The organism is Roseovarius sp. MBR-51 (assembly GCF_053628575.1).
In genome coordinates this window covers 81828-100486 of record NZ_JBRJGQ010000001.1, presented here as the reverse complement: position 1 = coordinate 100486, position 18659 = coordinate 81828, and the positions used below count along the sequence as shown (strand labels likewise).

Sequence of the window (18659 nt, the reverse complement as noted above, 5' to 3'; positions counted from 1 at the left end):
CATCACGACTGATCCCGCACGGCGCGCTCTGACGCCTCGTATTCTGCCCGCGTCACGCGCTTGTGCCCGCCCGCCAGCGTGACGCTGGTAAATGCTTGGTCAACGTAGATCTCATGCGAGAGCGAAAGCGCGCGCGCCTGATCAAACAACCCCGGCATTATCTCATATGGCCCGTCGTCGTCCTTGATCCAGAGGTGCGTTCCGCAAGCGCCGCACCAAGCCCGTTCGGCAAAAGATGACGAGCGATAGCGCTCCACCGGCCCCGCCACCGCGACCGAGTCCACCGGCACCTCCAGAACCCACATCGCCGCGCCGCTCCACCGGCGGCACATGGAACAATGACAGGCGCTCACCGCCCCGGCATGCGACAGGGCCGTGAGCGTCACAGCGCCGCACAGGCAATGTCCCGTCATGCTTCCCGTCATCGGTCTTAACCCTTCCTTTCGCGGTGGGTCAGGGACGCTGCCCTGTCTGTCATGTCGCGCCTTCTCGTTGCCGGTCATCGGGCGTCGTGTAATCTTGTACAAAATCCACGTAACTTATGTACGGTTTGTAAGGTCGCTCACTCCGCCGCGACGGCCTGCGCGCCGTTCAGGTAATTCAGGATCGCTGCCGCCGAATCCCGTCCGTCCCGGATCGCCCAGACCACAAGCGATGCCCCGCGCACGATATCGCCCACGGCATAAACTCCCTCCATCGCCGTCTGTCCGGTGGTGAACTCGGCCTTAATCGTCCCCCAACGGGTGACTTCCAATTCCTTTTGATTCCAAAGGCTTGGCAGGTCTTCGGGCTCGAACCCGAGCGCCTTGATCACCAGATCGGCAGGTGCATTCTCAATGGCGCCCTCAATCGGCTCCGGGCTCTGCCGCCCTGTGGCATCCGGCGCACCAAGGCGCATCTTCTGCACCTTGACGCTTGTCACCGGATCACCCACAAACCCAACCGGCGCACTAAGCCATTCAAACTTAACGCCTTCTTCCTCGGCATTGGCCACTTCACGCTGACTGCCAGGCATGTTTTCGCGGTCCCGACGGTAGAGGCAGGTGACCGATGTCGCACCCTGCCGGATCGCGGTGCGAACACAATCCATAGCGGTGTCGCCACCGCCAACCACAACGACTCGTTTTCCATCTGCATTCAACTCGCCGCTCTCATACTCCGGCACATCATCGCCAAAGCATACCCGGTTGCTCGCGGTCAGATAATCAATCGCCCGCACGATCCCCTTGGCGCCTGCGCCCGGCCCTTCCAGATCGCGGCTTTTGTAGACCCCGGTCGCAATCAGCAAGGCATTGTGTTTCTTGCGAATTTCATCAAAACTGATGTCAGTGCCCACATTGCAATTTAGCACGAATTTGACGCCACCCTGCTCCAACTGATCGACGCGGCGCATCACCACGTCTTTCTCCAGCTTGAAACCGGGAATGCCATAGGTCATCAACCCACCGCCGCGGTCATAGCGGTCATAAACCGTAACCTGCACCCCTGCCCGTCGCAGCACATCCGCAGCGGCAAGACCACCGGGACCAGCACCAATTATCCCAACGGATTCAACACGTTCTACGCTCGGCTTGATCACCTCGACCCAACCCTCGTCCCAGGCTGTATCGGTGATATACTTCTCAACCGCGCCGATTGTGACAGTGCCGTGACCCGATTGCTCGATCACGCAATTGCCCTCGCAGAGTCGATCCTGCGGACAAATCCGCCCACAAATCTCAGGAAACGTATTGGTCAATTGACTGATTTCATAAGCTTCTTTCAGGCGACCTTCAGCCGTTAGCCGCAACCAGTCGGGGATATTGTTGTGCAGGGGGCAATGGCTCTGGCAGTAGGGCACACCACACTGACTGCATCGCCCCGACTGCTCTTTGGCTTTGGCATCAGCAAATTCCGCATAGATCTCATGGAAATCCTGCCGCCGCGCCGCCGCGCCACGCTTCTCGGGCATGTCCCGTTCGACGGTCACGAATTTCAGCATAGGTTGCTTCGCCACGGCTTATCCTCCCGAGTCACCTTCGTCCGCGAAGGTTTACCCCAGTCGATTTATAATTAAAAGTCACAAACTATGACCTATTATGAATTAATATCTACTGGACAGCACTGACCCTTAGCAAAATTTTCATATTTTAATTCCGATTCGGACCTACAATCAGGTTTGCCTTTGAAACACAATGGTTTATAGGATTGCAAAAATGAGCATAAGGCAGTCCAGATGGCACTTTTCCATATTTTCCTTGTCGCTATCGTGCAGGGGATCACGGAGTTTCTGCCGATCTCCTCATCTGGCCATCTGATCCTTTTGCCGAATCTGTTGGGCATTCCGGACCAAGGGCTGATCATTGATGTGGCCGTGCATGTGGGCACACTCTTTGCCGTCATGATCTATTTCTGGTCTGACTTGCGCGGCGCTGTCGTGGGGCTCCCGCGCCTCATTTCTTGCCGCGCCGATACGCCGGGCGCCCGACTTGCACTACTCTTGATCGTGTCCTCGGTTCCGGTCATGGCCTGCGGCCTCCTGCTGAAACTCTCAGGGCTTGATGAGGCGCTCCGCTCGATCGCCGTGATTGGCTGGACCACATTGATCTTCGGGGTCTTACTCTATTGGGCCGATCAAACCGGAAAGGTCGAAAGAGCGAGCGAAAACTGGAACATGCGGGATGCTATCGTCTTGGGACTGTGGCAAGCAATCGCGCTCATTCCGGGCACATCCCGCTCTGGTATCACCATCACCGGCGCGCGTTTTATAGGGTACGCGCGCGAAGATGCTGCCCGCATCTCGATGCTCATGTCAGTGCCTACAATCATCGCCAGTGGCGTTCTTTTGGGTGGTGAGGCCGTTATGCAAGCTGATCTTGGGCTCTTGCGTGATGGCGCTATTGCCGCCGCTTTCGCCTTTGTGGCGGCATTGCTGGCCCTCAGCCTGATGATGCGTCTGCTCCGCAGCGTGAGCTTTACGCCCTACGTGGTCTACCGTTTGATCCTAGGTGTGACCCTGCTGGCGATCGCTTATACGTGACACCTAGCGCGCGCGCAGGTTTTTGGCCGATTCCTTGATCGCGGAATATTGGCCGGCAGGACGGAACCGCCACAGATAATCGGACAGAACAGCCCCCAAAGCCATAGGGGATATTCCAAGAGAATCAAAGCCCTTGGCCTGCTCAGACACCACATTATCAACACGCAGGCTACGGACCTGATCGCGCGTGATCTGCGGCGGAATCAACCCAAATGTCACAGTCTCCACCAGTTCCATTACCCCTGCCAAAATCGCAGCCACCCCAAACGGGATATTCACAATCAAACGAGATCTGCGGATCACCCCGAGCATTTGCTGCATCAAGGTACGAAAGCTAGCCACCTCTGGCCCACCCAATTCGTAAATGCCCGGCGCAGCCTGTCCCATGGCACCCATGACCGCCGCTTGCGCTACGTCATCCACGTAAACCGGTTGAAACCGCGTCTCGGCCCCGACAACGGGCAACACCGGGCCAAACCGCGTCATTGCGGCAAATCGGTTGAAAAACTGATCCTCCGGCCCAAAGATCACCGATGGCCGCAAGATCACAGCTCCCGGAAAATACTTGAGAATCCCAGCCTCCCCTGCTGCCTTGGACCGGGCATAGGCGCTATCCGACTCTGCATCCGCACCGATCGCGGATACGTGCACCAAATGCGCCACGCCCACCTCCGCCGCCATCCGCGCAACCCGCGTTGCACCTTCGGCTTGGATCGCGTCAAAACTGTTCTTGCCCTTGCGATCAAAGGTGCCCACGCAGTTCACCACCGCATCGGCTCCCTGCATCACAGCTCGTACGCTGGCATCATCCCGGATGTTGCAAAACACCGGCTCAACTTGACCGACGACGCCATAGGGTTTGACATGAATCGCCTCGTTGGGACGTCGCACCGCGACACGCACCCGCCAACCGGCCTGCGCCATGCGCCGCGCGATATAGCGGCCCACGAACCCTGATCCGCCGTAGATGGTGACTAGCTTTGACATTTTGGCCTCCGGGGCTGTGCGCATTCGCTCACTTTCCTACCGCTCTCGCGCGGTTTGGACAAGACGATAAGGCAATTGCACAACACCCGTAAAATCGCCGTTGACACTATGATGGGCGAGCGATAAACGCCTGCTTCACGACACCTGCCCAGGTGGCGGAATGGTAGACGCGCTGGCTTCAGGTGCCAGTGGCCGCAAGGCCGTGGAGGTTCGAGTCCTCTCCTGGGCACCAATTTCCATTGAAATCATTGACTTTTCATGCTCGTTTCGTGACAAACGCGACACCGCGTTTGGCGACAGTTATGAGCCTTTTGGTTGAAATCGAGCTAGAACATCTGAGGCTCGGGAAGGCCAGCAAGGCAAAGTGGCGAGGGCCGATAAAGCCCGAGAAACGACAGGCGTTGCTGATCAAAGACAGTTTAGAATACAGCGCTACAGGGTCTGGCAATAGACATTGTCGTTGTGCCCGCCTCAGTTGGTGTCGCTACAGTCTCTCAGTGAAGTCGGGTTCGGGTTTTGCGGACAACATCTCGGCCTCAGGCAGGCACCCTCTTGCAGTCAGGTCGAACACAGAAACATCGGCCTTCACCAGAAGGGATGAGGGCAGAGCCCGAGTCCAGATGCTATCAATGTCGATCTGCGATAGCGGAATGCCCATTAATGCGCCCAAGAGGAGCAAGCCGTCTTGACCGCAGTTTTCAACCGCTTCTCCACGAAATGTGCCGCGTCCGGCATTCTCGCCTGCCAAGTGGCGCGACAGCGCTCCACACGCGCAGAATTGGGCGAAAGCCTGACGGAAAATATTGGGTATTGCCTAAGCTTACTAAATCAGTCAACTTACAAGCGGGCGCTTCGGATGCACTGGAATTGTCAAGTTGGCCGTTATCGACCGCGGAACAAGAAACATGTGCCAAAACTGACACCGTTGCAGCGCGAAACGTTGAAACACACAACAGGACAGATAGATGCTCCGCACCATATTGACCTCCACCGCCATCGCCACTGCGCTGTTGGGTTCCGCTCAGGCACAGACCGCAAATGAGGTGCTCGACACCTATGCAGATATCGCCGAGGCGAACTATGGCGACAGTTTGCAAGCTGTCCGGGCACTGGAAAAGGCAGTCAAGGCGATGGTCAAAAACCCCTCAGCCGAGTCCATGTCCGCCGCTCGCGAAGCCTGGTTGCAAGCGCGCGTCCCCTATCAGCAAACCGAGGTCTTTCGCTTCGGCAACCCGATCGTCGATGACTGGGAAGGTAAGGTGAATGCGTGGCCGCTGGACGAGGGGCTGATCGACTATGTCGACGGACTCTACGGCGGTCCGACCGATACAAACCAGTTTGCAGCGCTCAATGTGATCGCCAATCCGAGCTTCTCTCTCTCGGGAAAGGAGATTGACGCGACCGAGATAACGCCAGACTTGCTAGAGAACATCCTGCATGAGGCTGATGGGATCGAGGCGAATGTTGCCACAGGTTATCATGCCATCGAATTCCTGCTTTGGGGGCAGGATCTCAATGGCCATGGTGACGGCGCAGGCAGCCGCCCTTGGACCGACTATGCCCAGAATGAAGACTGCACCAACGGCAACTGCGAACGCCGGGCTGACTACCTGATGGCAGCGACCGATCTTCTGTCATCCGATCTCGAATGGATCACCGCGCAATGGGCAAAGGGCGGCGAAGCCCGTACGACGATTACCGCAGAGGAACAGGCGGGGCTCACTGCCATTCTGACCGGCATGGGGAGCCTGTCTTACGGTGAGACGGCGGGCGAGAGAATGCGGCTCGGCCTGATGCTCAACGATCCCGAGGAAGAGCATTCCTGCTTTGCCGACAACACCCACAATGATCACTACTACAACGGCGTTGGTATCCGGAGCGTCTACTTGGGCAACTACGTGCGCACCGACGGCACGACGGTCAGTGGCGCCTCTCTTTCCGACCTTGTCGCGGATATCGACCCAGAATTGGATCGAGAGATGCGCACACGTTTGGCCGAAGCGGTTTTGGCCCTTGGCCGTATCAAGACAGCCGCCGAATCTGGCTTTGCCTATGACCAGATGCTGGCGCGCGGCAACGAAGGCGGAGAGGCGCTGATCATGGGTGGCGTCGATGGTCTGATAAACCAGACCCGGTCGATTGAGCGCGTTGTCACGGCATTGGATCTCGGCGGAATCGAGATCGAAGGCTCTGACAGCCTCGACAATCCCTCGGCAGTCTTTCAGTAACGCCAATCGCCTGCGGTCCTGCTCGGCGGACAGGAAAGCTATCTTGCAGATAGGTATGTTATCACATAACACATAGATGACGTTGCAGACCGTCATCCAAGAACAAACCAAGGATCAGTTATGAAAACCCTACCTTTATCGCTTGCCGCTTGCGCGGCACTCGGCGCGACTGCGGCACAATCACAAGAAATGAACTCGCGGTTCTCTGCCGAATTCTCGGTCGAACTGCAAAGCGATTTCACAGTCGAGTCCTCAGCACCCGGAGGCGAGATCAACAACACATTCGCCACCGTCGAGGGTGCGCTTTCGTTCGCCTTCACGTCCCAAACCTCAATCAACAGCACCGTGGTTCTGGAACAGATCACCCCACCCACCTCTGACAGCTTTCTAGAGGATCATGGACTCTACGCTGAAGAACTCTATTTCGCGCACGACTTCGGCGCAGCACAGGTGGTGCTTGGCAAGTTCAACCCCGGCTTTGGAACGGCTTGGGACGTGGCGCCGGGGATATACGGCGTCGATTTCGCAGAGGACTACGAGGTCACCGAAAGGATCGGAGCGGGCCTCGTGATCCCATTCTCCACTGGCCAAATTGAACATGAGCTCAGCGTGTCGATCTTCAGCGCAGATCGCAGCGTGCTCAGCGAGTCGCTTGGCGAGAACCGCGGGCGCACCAATCGCAATGATGGTGGCGTATCGAATACCAGCGGGCCGGAGTCCTTTTCCATCACCCTATCGGGAGCCTTCGGCGCGACCGCCTATAACCTCGGCCTGCAATCCCAAGCGCGGGGTGTCGGCGACGTGGAGGATCAGAACGGCATCGTGGGCGGCGTCAGCCATGATTTCGGATCCGGTTCTATGCCTGTCACGCTGCTCGCTGAAGTGGCCTATTTCGATCATTTCGACGGCACCGCCGACAGCGCCACCTTTGCCACAGTCGGAGTTGAAGCTCTGGTCGGGCCTGTCACGCTCTCAGGAGTCTATGCGTTGCGCGACGTCGAGACCCTGCCACGCGATCATCTGGCCACGCTCTCTGGCGAATTCGAGATCCTCGAAGGTCTCAGCGCCGCGTTGGCCTATCGTTATGGCGAAGAGGGTGGAGATGAGACCCATACCATTGGCGCGCTGCTTGCCTATGCATTCTAAGGAACGCTAAAGAAGATCATGCCCGTGTCCAAGTCAAAGCCATATCAAGTTATCCTTCAAGTCGTGGGATTACTCAGCATCTGCGCGGGCATGACCGTCGCCCAACCTCTAGAAGACATTCATCTCGACACCGTGCCCCGCACTGACGCAGAGCGCGCGCGCGTGGCCAATATCACGGCCCTGCCCAAGGATTTCTCGGCGCCTTGGCAATTCGAAGAAAATTCCGCCGGCGCGCAGACCGTTCGGGCGCGCGGGACGCCCGATGCCTTTTCCCAGCCCGCCGACAACCTGACCTTCGAACAGGAGCTGGATTTCCGGATCGGCAATGGAATGTTCCGGCGAACCTGGGTCTCGGCACCGGCGTCGACGCTGGCCTCGGATGGTCTGGGGCCGTTGTACAACGCGCGCTCCTGCCAGCGCTGCCACCTCAAGGACGGTCGCGGCCACCCGCCCGAAGGACCGGAGGACGGGTCCGTGTCAATGTTCTTGCGAGTCTCGATCCCGGCACCGGAGCCGTCAGAGATCAATGCCTATATTGAGGGCACACATGCGACGGCCCCCGATCCCACCTATGGCACGCAGCTTCAGGACCTCAGCCTGCCGGGCCATGCACCAGAATACCAGCTTCGGATAGACTATCAGGATGTCAAAGTTGACATGTCAGGGAGTGAGGTAGCCACTCTCCGAAGCCCGACCTATACTGCCGCCGATCTCGCCTATGGCCCACTTCACCAGAACGCCATGCTGTCGCCCCGCATCGCCCCGCAGATGATCGGTGTGGGACTATTGGAGGCGATTCCAGTGCAGGATATCCTGGACTGGGCCGACCCTGACGACACCGATGGTGACGGCATCTCGGGTCGTCCCCAAATTGTCTGGTCCGATGTACATGACCGGCCCATGCTGGGCCGGTTTGGCCTGAAAGCGGGCAATCCAACCGTGCTGGAACAGACCGCAAGCGCGTTTGCGGGCGATATCGGAATTTCAAATCCCATCCATCCAGCGGGGTCGGGCGACTGCACTGATGCGCAGACCGATTGCACCGCCGCCGTGCATGGTGATGACCCCGAACAGAATGGCTTCGAGCTTGATCAAGTTGGGCTGGACCTTGTGACCTTTTACAGCCAGACATTGGCCGTTCCGGCCCGGCGAGACGTGAGCGATCCAGAGGTGTTGCGTGGGCGCGAGGTGTTCTTCAAGACCGGCTGCTCGGCCTGCCACCGCCCCAACTTTGTCACTTATCGGCTGAAAGACAATAACCCGGCCAGCTTTCAGTTGATCTGGCCATATACCGACATGTTGCTGCATGATTTGGGACCGGGCTTGGCCGACGACCGCCCCGAGGGGCGCGCGAATGGTCAAGAATGGCGCACCGCTCCGCTCTGGGGTTTAGGCATGACCGAGACCGTTTCCGGCCACACCTATTTCCTGCATGATGGACGGGCGCGGTCGCTTCTTGAGGCCATTCTTTGGCATGGCGGTGAGGCGCAAAAGGCCCGTGAGCGGATTGTCTCGATGCCACCCGACGACCGCAACGCTCTGATCCGCTTCTTGGAGAGCTTATGAGACCTCTGCCCATCATCAGTCTGACCCTCGGTCTTGCCACACCAGCGCTTGCGGGGGTGGATACCGCATTGAACCAACACATCCTGCCCGGCTTCAACGCCTTCGCACAGAGCGCCGACACGCTAGCCGACGCCGCTGCCAAGGATTGCCAGCCAGACTCGGTACGGCCCGCCTATCAGGCCGCCTTTGATGCCTGGATGCGCGTGGCTGATTTGCGTTTGGGCCCATCCGAAACCGGTGCGCTGTCCGTCGGCTTCTGGCCGGATCCGCGCGGCTTTACCCAGCGCACACTGTCCCGGTTGGTTGCCGAAGAAGATCCGGTGGCGGGCGACCCGACCGGCTATGCGGATGTTTCAATTGCCGCCCGTGGCCTCTTCGCGCTGGACATGCTGATCTACGACCCGGCGTTTTCCAGCTACGTGTCCGGCAGCTACACCTGCGACCTTGTCGCCACACTTGCCGCCGATTTGAGCAATCAAGCCGAGGCGTTGGACTCCGACTGGCAAGAGGGATTCGCCGCCACACTGCGCAACGCGGGCGAGACAGGTAACACGACTTTCCTGTCAAAGGACGAGGCTCTGCGCGCGCTCTACACGCAGGTCCTGTCGTCACTGGAATTCACCGCGAAGAGGCGGCTGGGTGAACCCATGGGCACCTTCGACCGCCCGCGCCCTGAATTGGCCGAGGCACGTCGATCCGGGCGCAGCCTGCGAAATGTAGTGCTTGCAGCCGAGGCAGCGCATGGGCTGTCCGCTGCACTGGCCGATTGGCCCATCCCCGCGACTGACGCGGCGCTGGACACTGTGCAAGAGGCCGCCAAACGAATTGGATCCCCAACCTTTCAAAACGTGAGCGATCCGCAAGGACGGCTACGCGCCGAGGTATTACAACAAGCAGTGACGGGTTTGCGCACGGCAATCAAAAATGAGATCGGCGCGCGCTATGGCATTGAACCCGGCTTCAACTCGCAAGACGGAGATTAAACCATGACATCGCGCCGCCAATTTATTGCAGCGCTCTTGGCCACAGGAGTTGCTCCGCGCATTGGCTGGGCAGCCGTAGGAAATCCCGCCTATCTGGCCGCCGCAAAGGATTTGGGCGGGCGCTTTGCTCTCTATGGGCTAAGCGAGGGCGGCGCAGTCACATTCCGCGTGCCGCTACCAGCTCGCGGCCATGCCGGGGCCGGTCATCCGCGTCGGGCCGAAGCTGTGGCCTTTGCCCGCCGTCCAGGTCTATTTGCGCTGGTGATCGACTGCGCATCGGGCGATGTGCTGCACCGATTGGCTCCACCGCCGGGGTATCACCTGAACGGTCACGGCGTCTTTGCCGAGCGAGGCGCGCTCCTGCTCACCAGCGAACAAAAGGCTGATAGCAGTGAGGGCATGATCGGTGTCTGGGATGTGGAGGCAGGATACACCCGTGCCGGGTCATTCTCGTCAGGTGGCATCGGACCGCATGAGATCCGCCTCATGCCTGATGGAGCGACATTGGTCGTCGCCAACGGCGGCGTCGCCACCGACCCAGCCGACCGTGCCAAACTGAACCTTGCTACGATGCGGCCAAACTTGTCATACCTGACTTTGGATGGCTCGTTGCGGGACCGGTTCGAGCTCGACAGAGATCTGCATCAGAATTCGATCCGGCATCTGGCGGTTCGGGCCGATGGCCTGGTGGGCTTTGCAATGCAATGGGAAGGTGCGCCGGGCGCGGCAACCCCATTGTTGGGACTTCACCGAGTGGGAAAAGCCCCCGTTCTGGCCGAGGCTCCGTTGCCTGATGAACTGGCCATGCAGGACTATGCCGGAAGTGTTGCCTTCAGCGGCGATGGCGACGAATTGGCTATCACGTCGCCCCATGGCGGACGGCTTCATAGGTTCAGGGACACCGGCGCTTTTCTGGGTGCGATATCCAGATCCGAAATCTGCGGGCTGGCCCCCTTACCCGGCGGCTATCTGGCGAGCGATGGCCTGGGCGGCCTGATGACTATCGGGCGAGAAGGGCCGGCAGTTTTGGCGCGGCTGGGTTGCACCTGGGACAATCACATCGTGACCCTCTGACGGCTCCACAGCCTTTCATGATCCTATAATCTCGTCGTTTCAATCCAACGCGGCGAGCCTGAAAAGTTCTCTCGTGAATAGTGAAACAGAGACTCGATTGACACGTTTTATCATGCGCCCAATACATGAGGGTGGCACTCGTACCATCAACACGAACTCTGGTGGAGCGTCAGCCAGAGAACGCCACACCCGGTTCCAACGCCGGGTCATTAGGGACAGCTATCGGATCGCATCAACTATTCTCAATCCGCGATCACGTCTGAGCAATCCAATGCCCGCTGTAGCTTCGAACGATGTTGTGTTTGTCCACCAAAAGGTGGGCTGTCATGCCCGTTTCGGTGTTCAGGCAGTCGTAGGTCTCGTTTGAAATGCGTCGAAATACGAGGCGAAGAGGCGTGAGTCGTTCCGTCTCGAGATCGAGCCTTGCGACCAAGATCTCTGTGTCCTCACCTAGGCCGAGGTTCAGGCGACGGATGGGCAAAGTAAGAGCGGCAGGCGTAAAGCCCAGATAAATATCCTTGGCACCGGTGACCTGCGGGAACGGTGCGCCATTCAACATCCATGTGTCATCAGGCGCCCGCCGCACAAAGATGCGCGACTTGGACCCGATACGAGCGCGCCGTGTTGTCCCATCGCCCCGTGCCCGAATACGGTAGCGCAAAATATTCCAGTCCGCATCCGTCGACGAACCGTCAATCAGATAGCCACCCTCAGCGTCAGCAAAACGGCAGGCGTCATTTCCCGGACGGTCCTGCCTGACCCAAACGACTGCATGTGCTCCTGCGATCATGGTAAAGACTCCCTCCATCTAGATATCTTATCACACTGAGGTTTTCGATCACCATATATTGCTCCTCACTGAGGCTAAGGCAGCCGTGGCCTGTCTTGGTTCAACACTTTGATCGGGCGAAAGGGTTTGTCGTGACGCTTTGGTGAGGGTGGTGTCTCCGCCGCCGAGAGGCATGCAATCAAATCCGGAGCCAATCGCTCGAAAAGTCGATGGCATCAGCGTTGGCCAAGTGTTTCACGCGTTCCAGTTCTGCCGTGAGGCTGGCGAGTCGTGCCTTACCCATCTTGACGCCAACCTCGGGCCAGAAGGCTCGGACGTTCAGGGTCCCTCCGTCGCGTTTGACATCAAGGCGGCCGATCAGGCGATCTCCCTGCAACAGCGGAAATACATAATACCCATAGCGCCTTTGCGCTTCGGGAACGAATATCTCAATTCGGTAATGAAACCCAAATAGCCGTTCCGCACGTGACCGGTCACGCAAGGCCGGATCGAACGGAGACAAGAGGCGCACGCGCGATGAAGGCTCCGGCAGGGACGAGACATCATCGAGAATGGCTTTGGTTGTGAAACTGCGCCGTAGTGAGCCATCTGCCATGGCAATATCCGCTTCGATGATGCGTCCGTCCGCTGTTGCGGTCTGGCACCAGGCTTTAGCCTCCTCTCGCGTCACGATGTCAAAGAAACCAGCAAGCTCCCCACTGGTCCCGAATCCAAGTCTGTCGAGCGCGCCCATCATGGCCCAGTCTATGATCTCGGCCTCGTCTCGTTGGTCTTTCAGGTGTTCTGTCGGGATCACCCGCTCGGAGAGATCGTAATACTTCCGAAATCCCTCGCGATGACAGACCGCGAGTCTGCCAGACCGCCACAGGAATTCGAGGGCCGTCTTGGACGGATGCCAATCCCACCAGCCAGACGTCCCCCTCTTTTCGTCTTTTCCGACATCAAGAGAGCAGGCGGGCCCGTGGTCGGCTATGTGCTGGAGAACGGTATCGATTTCGGCATCCCATCCCTCTCGGCGCCATTGCGGCCAACGCGCCCTCATGCGCGCTTCGTCTCTGACGAACTTCAACCGCCACATCGGATAGAACTGCATCGGGACGGCGGCTGCATCGTGAGTCCAGTGTTCGAAAGCGGACCGATGCCGGGCAACGAGATACGTTAAGTTCTGTGGTCGGTATTTACCTTGTCTGGACCACAGGATCAGGTCATGGGCCCGCGCCAGCGTGTTGACGCTATCGACTTGCACAAATCCCAGGGCATGCAGCAGCCGATTGAGATCTGCGCCCTTGCCAGTTCCCGCGTCGGGTCGTAGCAAAAGATGCCTGTCCAAAAAAAGACGGCGCGCAGTGCAATTGTCCAGAAGCGGGCGAAACATCTCGTCAGATGTATCCTTGATGCTGATCCGGAGCAATTGGGATTACCAACCACAGCTTGAGCTTTCCCGCTGTGGCTGACATGGTCCAAGTGGGAGGCGTGTTTTGATCAGGATCCTGCATACAGCTGACATCCATCTCGACTCGCCGCTCAAATCTTTAGCGCTGCGCGACCAAGACCTGCGCGCGACAGTCGCAGCAGCGACGCGCGCGGCCTTTGTCCGGATCATCGACCTCGCACTTTCGGAACGCGTCGCTGCGGTGCTCATCGCGGGCGACCTCTTTGACGGCAAGGAACGGAGCGCGCGCACGGCCGCGTTTCTGACCGGGCAGTTGGATCGCCTGCGCGACGCGGGCGTCCGAGTGTTCTACATCAAGGGGAACCATGATGCCGAGAACCCGATCACAGGCGCGCTCGATCTGCCTGACAATGTGCATGTCTTTGATGCGCGCGGTGGCAAGGTTCAACTGACCGAGGATGTCTGGGTCCACGGCGTCAGCTTTGCCGACCGCCACGCACCCGAGAGCCTCTTGCCGCGCTTTTCAGCCCCTGTGCCGGGGGCAGTCAATATCGCCATGCTGCACACATCTCTGGCCGGGGCGGCTGGGCACGACATTTACGCGCCCTGCGCATCCGGTGATCTGGTGGCCATGGGTTTCGATTATTGGGCGCTTGGCCATGTCCACAAGCGTCAGGTTCATTCAGAGGCACCTTGGGTTGTGATGCCCGGTATGCCGCAGGGCCGCGACATCGGCGAGTCGGGCCCAAAATCCGCATGCTTGCTGAGCATCTCGGAGGGCAAAATCGCTGTGGAGGCGGTGCAAACCTCGGTGGTGGAGTTCACTGCCCTACCTTTGGATATCTCGGATGTGGAGAGCGACGACGCCCTGCGCGCATGCCTGCGCGAACATATGCGAAACTTGGCAAGTGGTCTGCGCGCCCCGGCAGGGGTTGTCCGCCTGACCCTTACAGGCGCGCCGGACCGGCATTGGCAAATCCTGCGGGATCGGGCTTACTGGGAGGAACAGGCTGCGGCGGTTGCCCGCGACACAGGCTGCCTCTGGCTCGACAAGCTCACCTTCGAGATTGACGCACCGTCAGTCGGCGAGGGCACTGGCAGCGCCACACGGGAGCTGGCAGACCTCATGGAAACGATCCGGGCCGAACCCGGCTTTGCCTCCACAAGCTGGGCAGAGGTCGATGAGGTGATTGGCGATCTGCCACAAGCACTGCGCGCCCGTCTCTTGCCCGACGAAACAGTGGCCCGGTCTCTGACTGATCGTCTGGCCGAGACGGGCGCGCGCCGGGTTCTGGCGCGGATGAAAGGTGCCGAGATCTGATGCGGCTCCGAAGCCTTTCTCTAGATCGCTTCGGGCATTTCACCGACCGCGCATTTGATTTCGGTGTTGTCGGCGACAGGCCAGATTTTCATATCATCCACGGCCCGAACGAGGCCGGAAAGACCACCACAATGGAGGCGGCACTGCGCCTCTTTTACGGGTTTCCACTGCGTGACGGATATGCGTTCAAGCATCAACGCCCCAATTTGCAAGTCTCGGGCCTGCTCGAGATCGACGGGCATCCCCGCCGCTTTACACGCCTGCCCAAGCGCAGCGGGTCATTGGTTGATGAGACAGGCACCGCCCTACCTGAGGCAGCGTTGGCAGCGCATCTGGGAGGCCTGTCAGAAGAGGATTACCGCAATCTGCTCTGTCTCGATGATGACACGATCGAGCGCGGCGGCGAAGAGATTGCGCAGGCGCGGGGCGATATCGGTCGGCTGTTGTTTTCCGCCGCCGCAGGAGTGGCGGATCTGAGTAACGCGCTCGAGGACGTACGGGCACAAGCAGATGCACTCTGGCGCAAGCGGGCACAGAAAACCCGCGTGGCTGATCTGAAACGTGATCTGTCAGAGGTGGAGAAGGCGATCCGCGAGCGCGATGTCACAGCCAGCGCTTGGCGCGGCCTCAAGAAAGCGTTGGCCGAAGCGCGCGAGGCTGAGAACACAGCCCGCGCAACCCGCGACACCATGTACGAAAGGGCAGCCGGGATTGCCGCCCGCCATCGGGCCTTACCCCTTCTGACCGAAATCGACGCGCTCGTCCTGCGTCTCGCGCCCTTCGAAGCATACCCGGAGCGCTTGGATTTCGACCCGGAACGCCTCGTCATATTGCTGGCAGAAGAGACCGGAGCCAAGGCTGATATCCGACGCCTGACCACCGAGATCGAGGCATTGACCGCGACCCAACAAAGCCTCCCGCACGCGCCAAAGCTGGCGGGTCTTGCTGAGGAGTTGGAGGCGCTGGACGACGTGCGCGCCCGCGATGTCACTGCCGGGCTGGATCTTGATCGTCGGCGTGATCAGGTTCGCGAAGCCGAGGCCGCAATGGCCCGCGCCGCACGCGATCTTGGGTTGCCTGAAGAATGTGATCCGCGTGCGCTGGTACTGTCCCCGGCGCAACTTGCAAGGATCGAGACCGCACGCGAGAGGGTGCGAGACGCAGAGTCCGCCGCGCAGATGGAGGCGCGCGAAATCGCCGCTTTGACAGAACGTCGCGACAAGGCGCAGACCGCCCGCGACGAACTGACCGGCAAACCGCAGACCGCACAACGGGTCGGCGACATTCTGGCGCGGCACGACTTGGATCGGCTGCTTCCGGCTCTTGCCAAGGCGCGGCAGGCGATGGAAGCCGCCGAAGACGCAGAGCGCCGGACCCTGGTCGCCCTCTCGATTGGCACCGTGACGTTTGAAGTGCTGCCCGACTGCCCGACGAGCGCGACCCGAGCGCTGGAATGGGCCACTCTGCACAGGGACATCACCCAGAAAATCGGCACGGCCGAAGACGCGCTCGCCCATCATCTTGCAGATGTCGCCGCACGTCACGCGCAATGCGAACACCTCACGGCACGCGGCCGCTTTGTCCCCGATACCGAAGCACGGGCTCTGCTGGCCGAACGCGACCACCTCTGGCAGGCGCATCGCATCTCGCTTGATGCGACAAGCGCGCAGGCGTTTGAGAATTCCATGAAAACCCTCGACGCGGCCATGCTGTCCCGACTGGATCAGGCCAGCGATCTAGGGCAGCTCCGCCAGATCGAACAGGCCCGAGCAGAGGCGCAGGCGCGTTCAGTTCAAACTGAAACCCGGCTGACGGAATTGCGCGATCAGCGAACCGCGCTTGAGGCCTTGGTGGAAAGCGCTGCCGCCACAATCGGTCTGCCGGTGCCACTCTCACCTCAGGAATGGCACGACTGGGTTACGCGTCAGGGGGCCGCGTTCGAGGCCAGAGAAACCGTCCGACACTTGCACCAGAAACATCACCCCGACCTTGACCGCGCGCAACGCCTGCTCGAAACGCTTGCGCCGCATCTGACTCTGGACGCCCCCGAGTTCGACGCCGCGGTGGCCGCTGCACGCAAACTGGCAGAGGTCGAGCGAGAGGTGATTGCCGCCTTTGACAAGGCGCAAGACAAGCTTGAAGCACTCGAAAAAGACTTGGCCGCGCGCCGGATAAATTGCGAAACGCTGCGGAAAGAGGCGGACACGGCCCGGAAAGCATGGGACGCTCTTCTGTTCGACTGTTTCGGTGATGCAATAATACCAGATACAGTGCTTGCCTCGCTCGAGCCGCTGCGCGTCCTGCGTGCGCAGGACGAACGGCGCACAGAAGCCGCACAGCGCGTCGCGACTATGCAAACCGATCAAGCCAGCTTCGCTGAGGCGGTCGCAGCACATGCCGCCACCCATAACCTGCCCCTGCAAGAAACGCCTGCCGCCACCTATCAAATGCTGCGCGAGCGGTCTAACGCGGCCAAGGCCGCCGAAGCGCAGGCGACAGAACTGGCCGATAGTATCGAATCGGCCCGCACCGCTCTGACCGAGGCGCAAGATCGGCTGGACGCCGTCGCGCGCGAGGTCGCTGCCATGGGCCAGATTTTTCCCGAGGATGCGTTCGTCGATACGCTCGATGGGCTCCGCCGCGCTGCGTTGCAAGCGCAGCAGATCATCTCCGACCGGAACGAAAAGACCAAACTGGAGCGTCAGAGCCTCACTGAACTGGGGGCAACAGACCTCAAGACGGCCCGCGCGATGCTCGACGGTGTCACCCTTGCAGGCCTGGAGGCGGAGGCTGGGACCGTCAAATCTGATCTGAGCACCGCCGAGCGAAACCTGACCGAGGCAACCGAGTTGCGGGTCACCGCCGAGCAAGCCCTCTCCCGCGTGACCGGAGACGCTGATATCGCAGCACTCGCCGAACGCAAGGCCACGCTGGACCTCGAGCTGGAAGACGCAGCGCTGGACCATTTGGAACTGTCGCTCGGTCACCGGCTGGCGGAAGAAGCAATCCGACGCTACCGCGACACTCACCGAAGCGGCATGATGTCCGCGACCGAACGCTGCTTTGCCATGCTGACGCAAGGCGCCTATTCGCGCCTTACCACCCAGCCCGATGGCAGTAATGAAACGTTGCTCGCGGTCGACGCCGGGGGAACTTCCAAACGCGTCGCCGAAATGTCAAAGGGCACGCGTTTTCAGCTCTACCTCGCCCTGCGCGCCGCCGCCCATGAACAACTTGTTGCTCAAGGCACCTGCTTGCCGTTCTTCTGCGACGACATCTTTGAAACATTTGACGAAGACCGCACCAGTGCTGCCTGCCGCGTCTTGGAACAGATCGGTCGCAGCGGACAGGCGATCTATCTCACTCATCATCGCCATGTCGTCGACATCGCGATGCAGGTCTGCGACAGCAAGCCCATCGTGCACGAGATCTGAGAGCCCTCGGACATGTAAGGCCAAAGGCTCTTACGGCAAGTGACTACCGTTCAGCGCGCGGGGACCGACATCGGTCCGCATCGTCTTTAGAACTGTGCCATCTGTGGAGCATGTCAGGCGCACGGTTTTGCCACCGTGAAAGAAGCTGAGGCGTATCCGTCCGGCGTCTTTGCCTTCGCCGGTTTCAAACCGGCTCGTAATCTCACCTGCACGCATCTTTGCCTGAACTTCTGCTGGTGTCAGGCCCAGCAGGCCAGACAGATCCGTTGCGTCCACGACGGGTTGCCCATCTCTGATTTCAATCTTCATTGCCCGTACTTTCACTCTGCCACATCCATCAAATGCCGGATGTGGCGTGCGAAATACCATGTCGCCGGCACCCCGATGACGCAACCCAATCCAATCGACCAGCCGGTTGTCGCCACGGGCCCACCGATCCAGCTAAAGATCAACGACGCAAAAAACACGTTGACCGCTGCCGCCCCCGCCCCAAAGGGATAGAGCGCGAGTGCGATCCGTGCCGCGGACCATCCGTGGCGTGTCACTTGCGCGCCACCAACCGCTGCACCAGAACCAGCGCTGCGATCATCGCGATGCTGCCCAAGGCGAACCATAACTCTGCCGTAGCTGACTGAGCTTGTGGGATGGGTCGGTCAAAGCTCTTTGCGAAGACCGGTGATGCGATAAGAGTGGTAAAAACGACTGTCAGACAGCGCAT

At 59.7% G+C, this 18659-nt stretch carries 16 protein-coding genes and 1 tRNA gene; 9 read left to right on the top strand and 8 right to left on the bottom strand.

The features are described 5' to 3' along the window. Positions 1–2: 2 nt before the first annotated feature. Positions 3–425 (bottom strand): GFA family protein, encoded by a 423-nt coding sequence (locus tag ACSSVY_RS00520; RefSeq protein ID WP_454267424.1) that lies wholly within the window; start codon positions 423–425, stop codon positions 3–5. Between the two features lie 137 nt (positions 426–562). After that, the gene (locus ACSSVY_RS00515; protein ID WP_454267423.1) at positions 563–1996 is read right to left on the bottom strand and encodes an NAD(P)-dependent oxidoreductase; all 1434 of its coding nucleotides are present in this window, start codon (positions 1994–1996) and stop codon (positions 563–565) included. A gap of 219 nt (positions 1997–2215) precedes the next feature. Here ACSSVY_RS00515 and ACSSVY_RS00510 point away from each other — a divergent pair, with 219 nt between their 5' ends. Continuing rightward, positions 2216–3019, top strand: a complete 804-nt coding sequence (locus ACSSVY_RS00510; RefSeq protein ID WP_454267422.1) for an undecaprenyl-diphosphate phosphatase — start codon at positions 2216–2218, stop codon at positions 3017–3019. A 3-nt stretch (positions 3020–3022) separates the two neighbouring features. On the opposite strand, the gene ACSSVY_RS00505 is transcribed toward ACSSVY_RS00510, so the two are convergent. Then, positions 3023–4006 (bottom strand): complex I NDUFA9 subunit family protein, encoded by a 984-nt coding sequence (locus tag ACSSVY_RS00505; RefSeq protein WP_454267421.1) that lies wholly within the window; start codon positions 4004–4006, stop codon positions 3023–3025. A 146-nt stretch (positions 4007–4152) separates the two neighbouring features. Between ACSSVY_RS00505 and ACSSVY_RS00500 the strand changes: the two genes are divergently transcribed. The 6 genes from ACSSVY_RS00500 to ACSSVY_RS00475 all read left to right on the top strand — a co-directional run bounded on the left by ACSSVY_RS00500 (position 4153) and on the right by ACSSVY_RS00475 (position 11003). After that, positions 4153–4238: transfer RNA gene (locus ACSSVY_RS00500), tRNA-Leu, on the top strand. A 733-nt stretch (positions 4239–4971) separates the two neighbouring features. Further along, on the top strand, positions 4972–6234 hold the full coding sequence (locus ACSSVY_RS00495; protein ID WP_454267420.1) for an imelysin family protein: 1263 nt from the start codon (positions 4972–4974) through the stop codon (positions 6232–6234). 120 nt (positions 6235–6354) lie between these two features. Beyond that, positions 6355–7380, top strand: coding sequence for a hypothetical protein (locus ACSSVY_RS00490; protein WP_454267419.1), 1026 nt, complete (start codon positions 6355–6357; stop codon positions 7378–7380). Between the two features lie 90 nt (positions 7381–7470). Further along, positions 7471–8946 (top strand): di-heme oxidoreductase family protein, encoded by a 1476-nt coding sequence (locus ACSSVY_RS00485; protein WP_454267418.1) that lies wholly within the window; start codon positions 7471–7473, stop codon positions 8944–8946. Further along, positions 8943–9929 (top strand): imelysin family protein, encoded by a 987-nt coding sequence (locus ACSSVY_RS00480; protein ID WP_454267417.1) that lies wholly within the window; start codon positions 8943–8945, stop codon positions 9927–9929. Before ACSSVY_RS00485 ends, ACSSVY_RS00480 begins: the two co-directional genes overlap by 4 nt. Before the next feature lie 3 nt (positions 9930–9932). Then, positions 9933–11003 carry a DUF1513 domain-containing protein gene (locus ACSSVY_RS00475; protein ID WP_454267416.1) on the top strand — a complete coding sequence of 357 codons (1071 nt, stop codon included), beginning with the start codon at positions 9933–9935 and terminating at the stop codon, positions 11001–11003. Between the two features lie 253 nt (positions 11004–11256). Here ACSSVY_RS00475 and ACSSVY_RS00470 read toward each other — a convergent pair whose 3' ends face one another. Continuing rightward, on the bottom strand, positions 11257–11793 hold the full coding sequence (locus tag ACSSVY_RS00470; RefSeq protein ID WP_454267415.1) for a putative glycolipid-binding domain-containing protein: 537 nt from the start codon (positions 11791–11793) through the stop codon (positions 11257–11259). A gap of 178 nt (positions 11794–11971) precedes the next feature. Beyond that, positions 11972–13168, bottom strand: coding sequence for a winged helix-turn-helix domain-containing protein (locus tag ACSSVY_RS00465; protein ID WP_454267414.1), 1197 nt, complete (start codon positions 13166–13168; stop codon positions 11972–11974). A gap of 103 nt (positions 13169–13271) precedes the next feature. Between ACSSVY_RS00465 and ACSSVY_RS00460 the strand changes: the two genes are divergently transcribed. Continuing rightward, the gene (locus ACSSVY_RS00460) at positions 13272–14507 is read left to right on the top strand and encodes a metallophosphoesterase family protein (protein ID WP_454267413.1); all 1236 of its coding nucleotides are present in this window, start codon (positions 13272–13274) and stop codon (positions 14505–14507) included. Then, a complete protein-coding gene (locus tag ACSSVY_RS00455; RefSeq protein ID WP_454267412.1) occupies positions 14507–17941 on the top strand; it encodes an AAA family ATPase in 3435 nt (1144 codons plus the stop codon). Before ACSSVY_RS00460 ends, ACSSVY_RS00455 begins: the two co-directional genes overlap by 1 nt. 30 nt (positions 17942–17971) lie before the next feature. Here the strand turns inward: ACSSVY_RS00455 and ACSSVY_RS00450 are convergent, their stop codons facing one another. Genes ACSSVY_RS00450 through ACSSVY_RS00440 form a run of 3 tightly spaced genes read right to left on the bottom strand, consistent with a single transcriptional unit; the run spans position 17972 to position 18659 of the window. After that, on the bottom strand, positions 17972–18250 hold the full coding sequence (locus ACSSVY_RS00450) for a DUF6522 family protein (RefSeq protein ID WP_454267411.1): 279 nt from the start codon (positions 18248–18250) through the stop codon (positions 17972–17974). Between the two features lie 11 nt (positions 18251–18261). Beyond that, entirely contained in the window at positions 18262–18486 is a 225-nt protein-coding gene (locus ACSSVY_RS00445; RefSeq protein WP_454267410.1) for an NnrT protein, read from the bottom strand. Further along, on the bottom strand, positions 18483–18659 hold the full coding sequence (locus tag ACSSVY_RS00440) for a protein NnrT (RefSeq protein WP_454267409.1): 177 nt from the start codon (positions 18657–18659) through the stop codon (positions 18483–18485). The genes ACSSVY_RS00445 and ACSSVY_RS00440 overlap by 4 nt, the downstream gene beginning before the upstream one ends.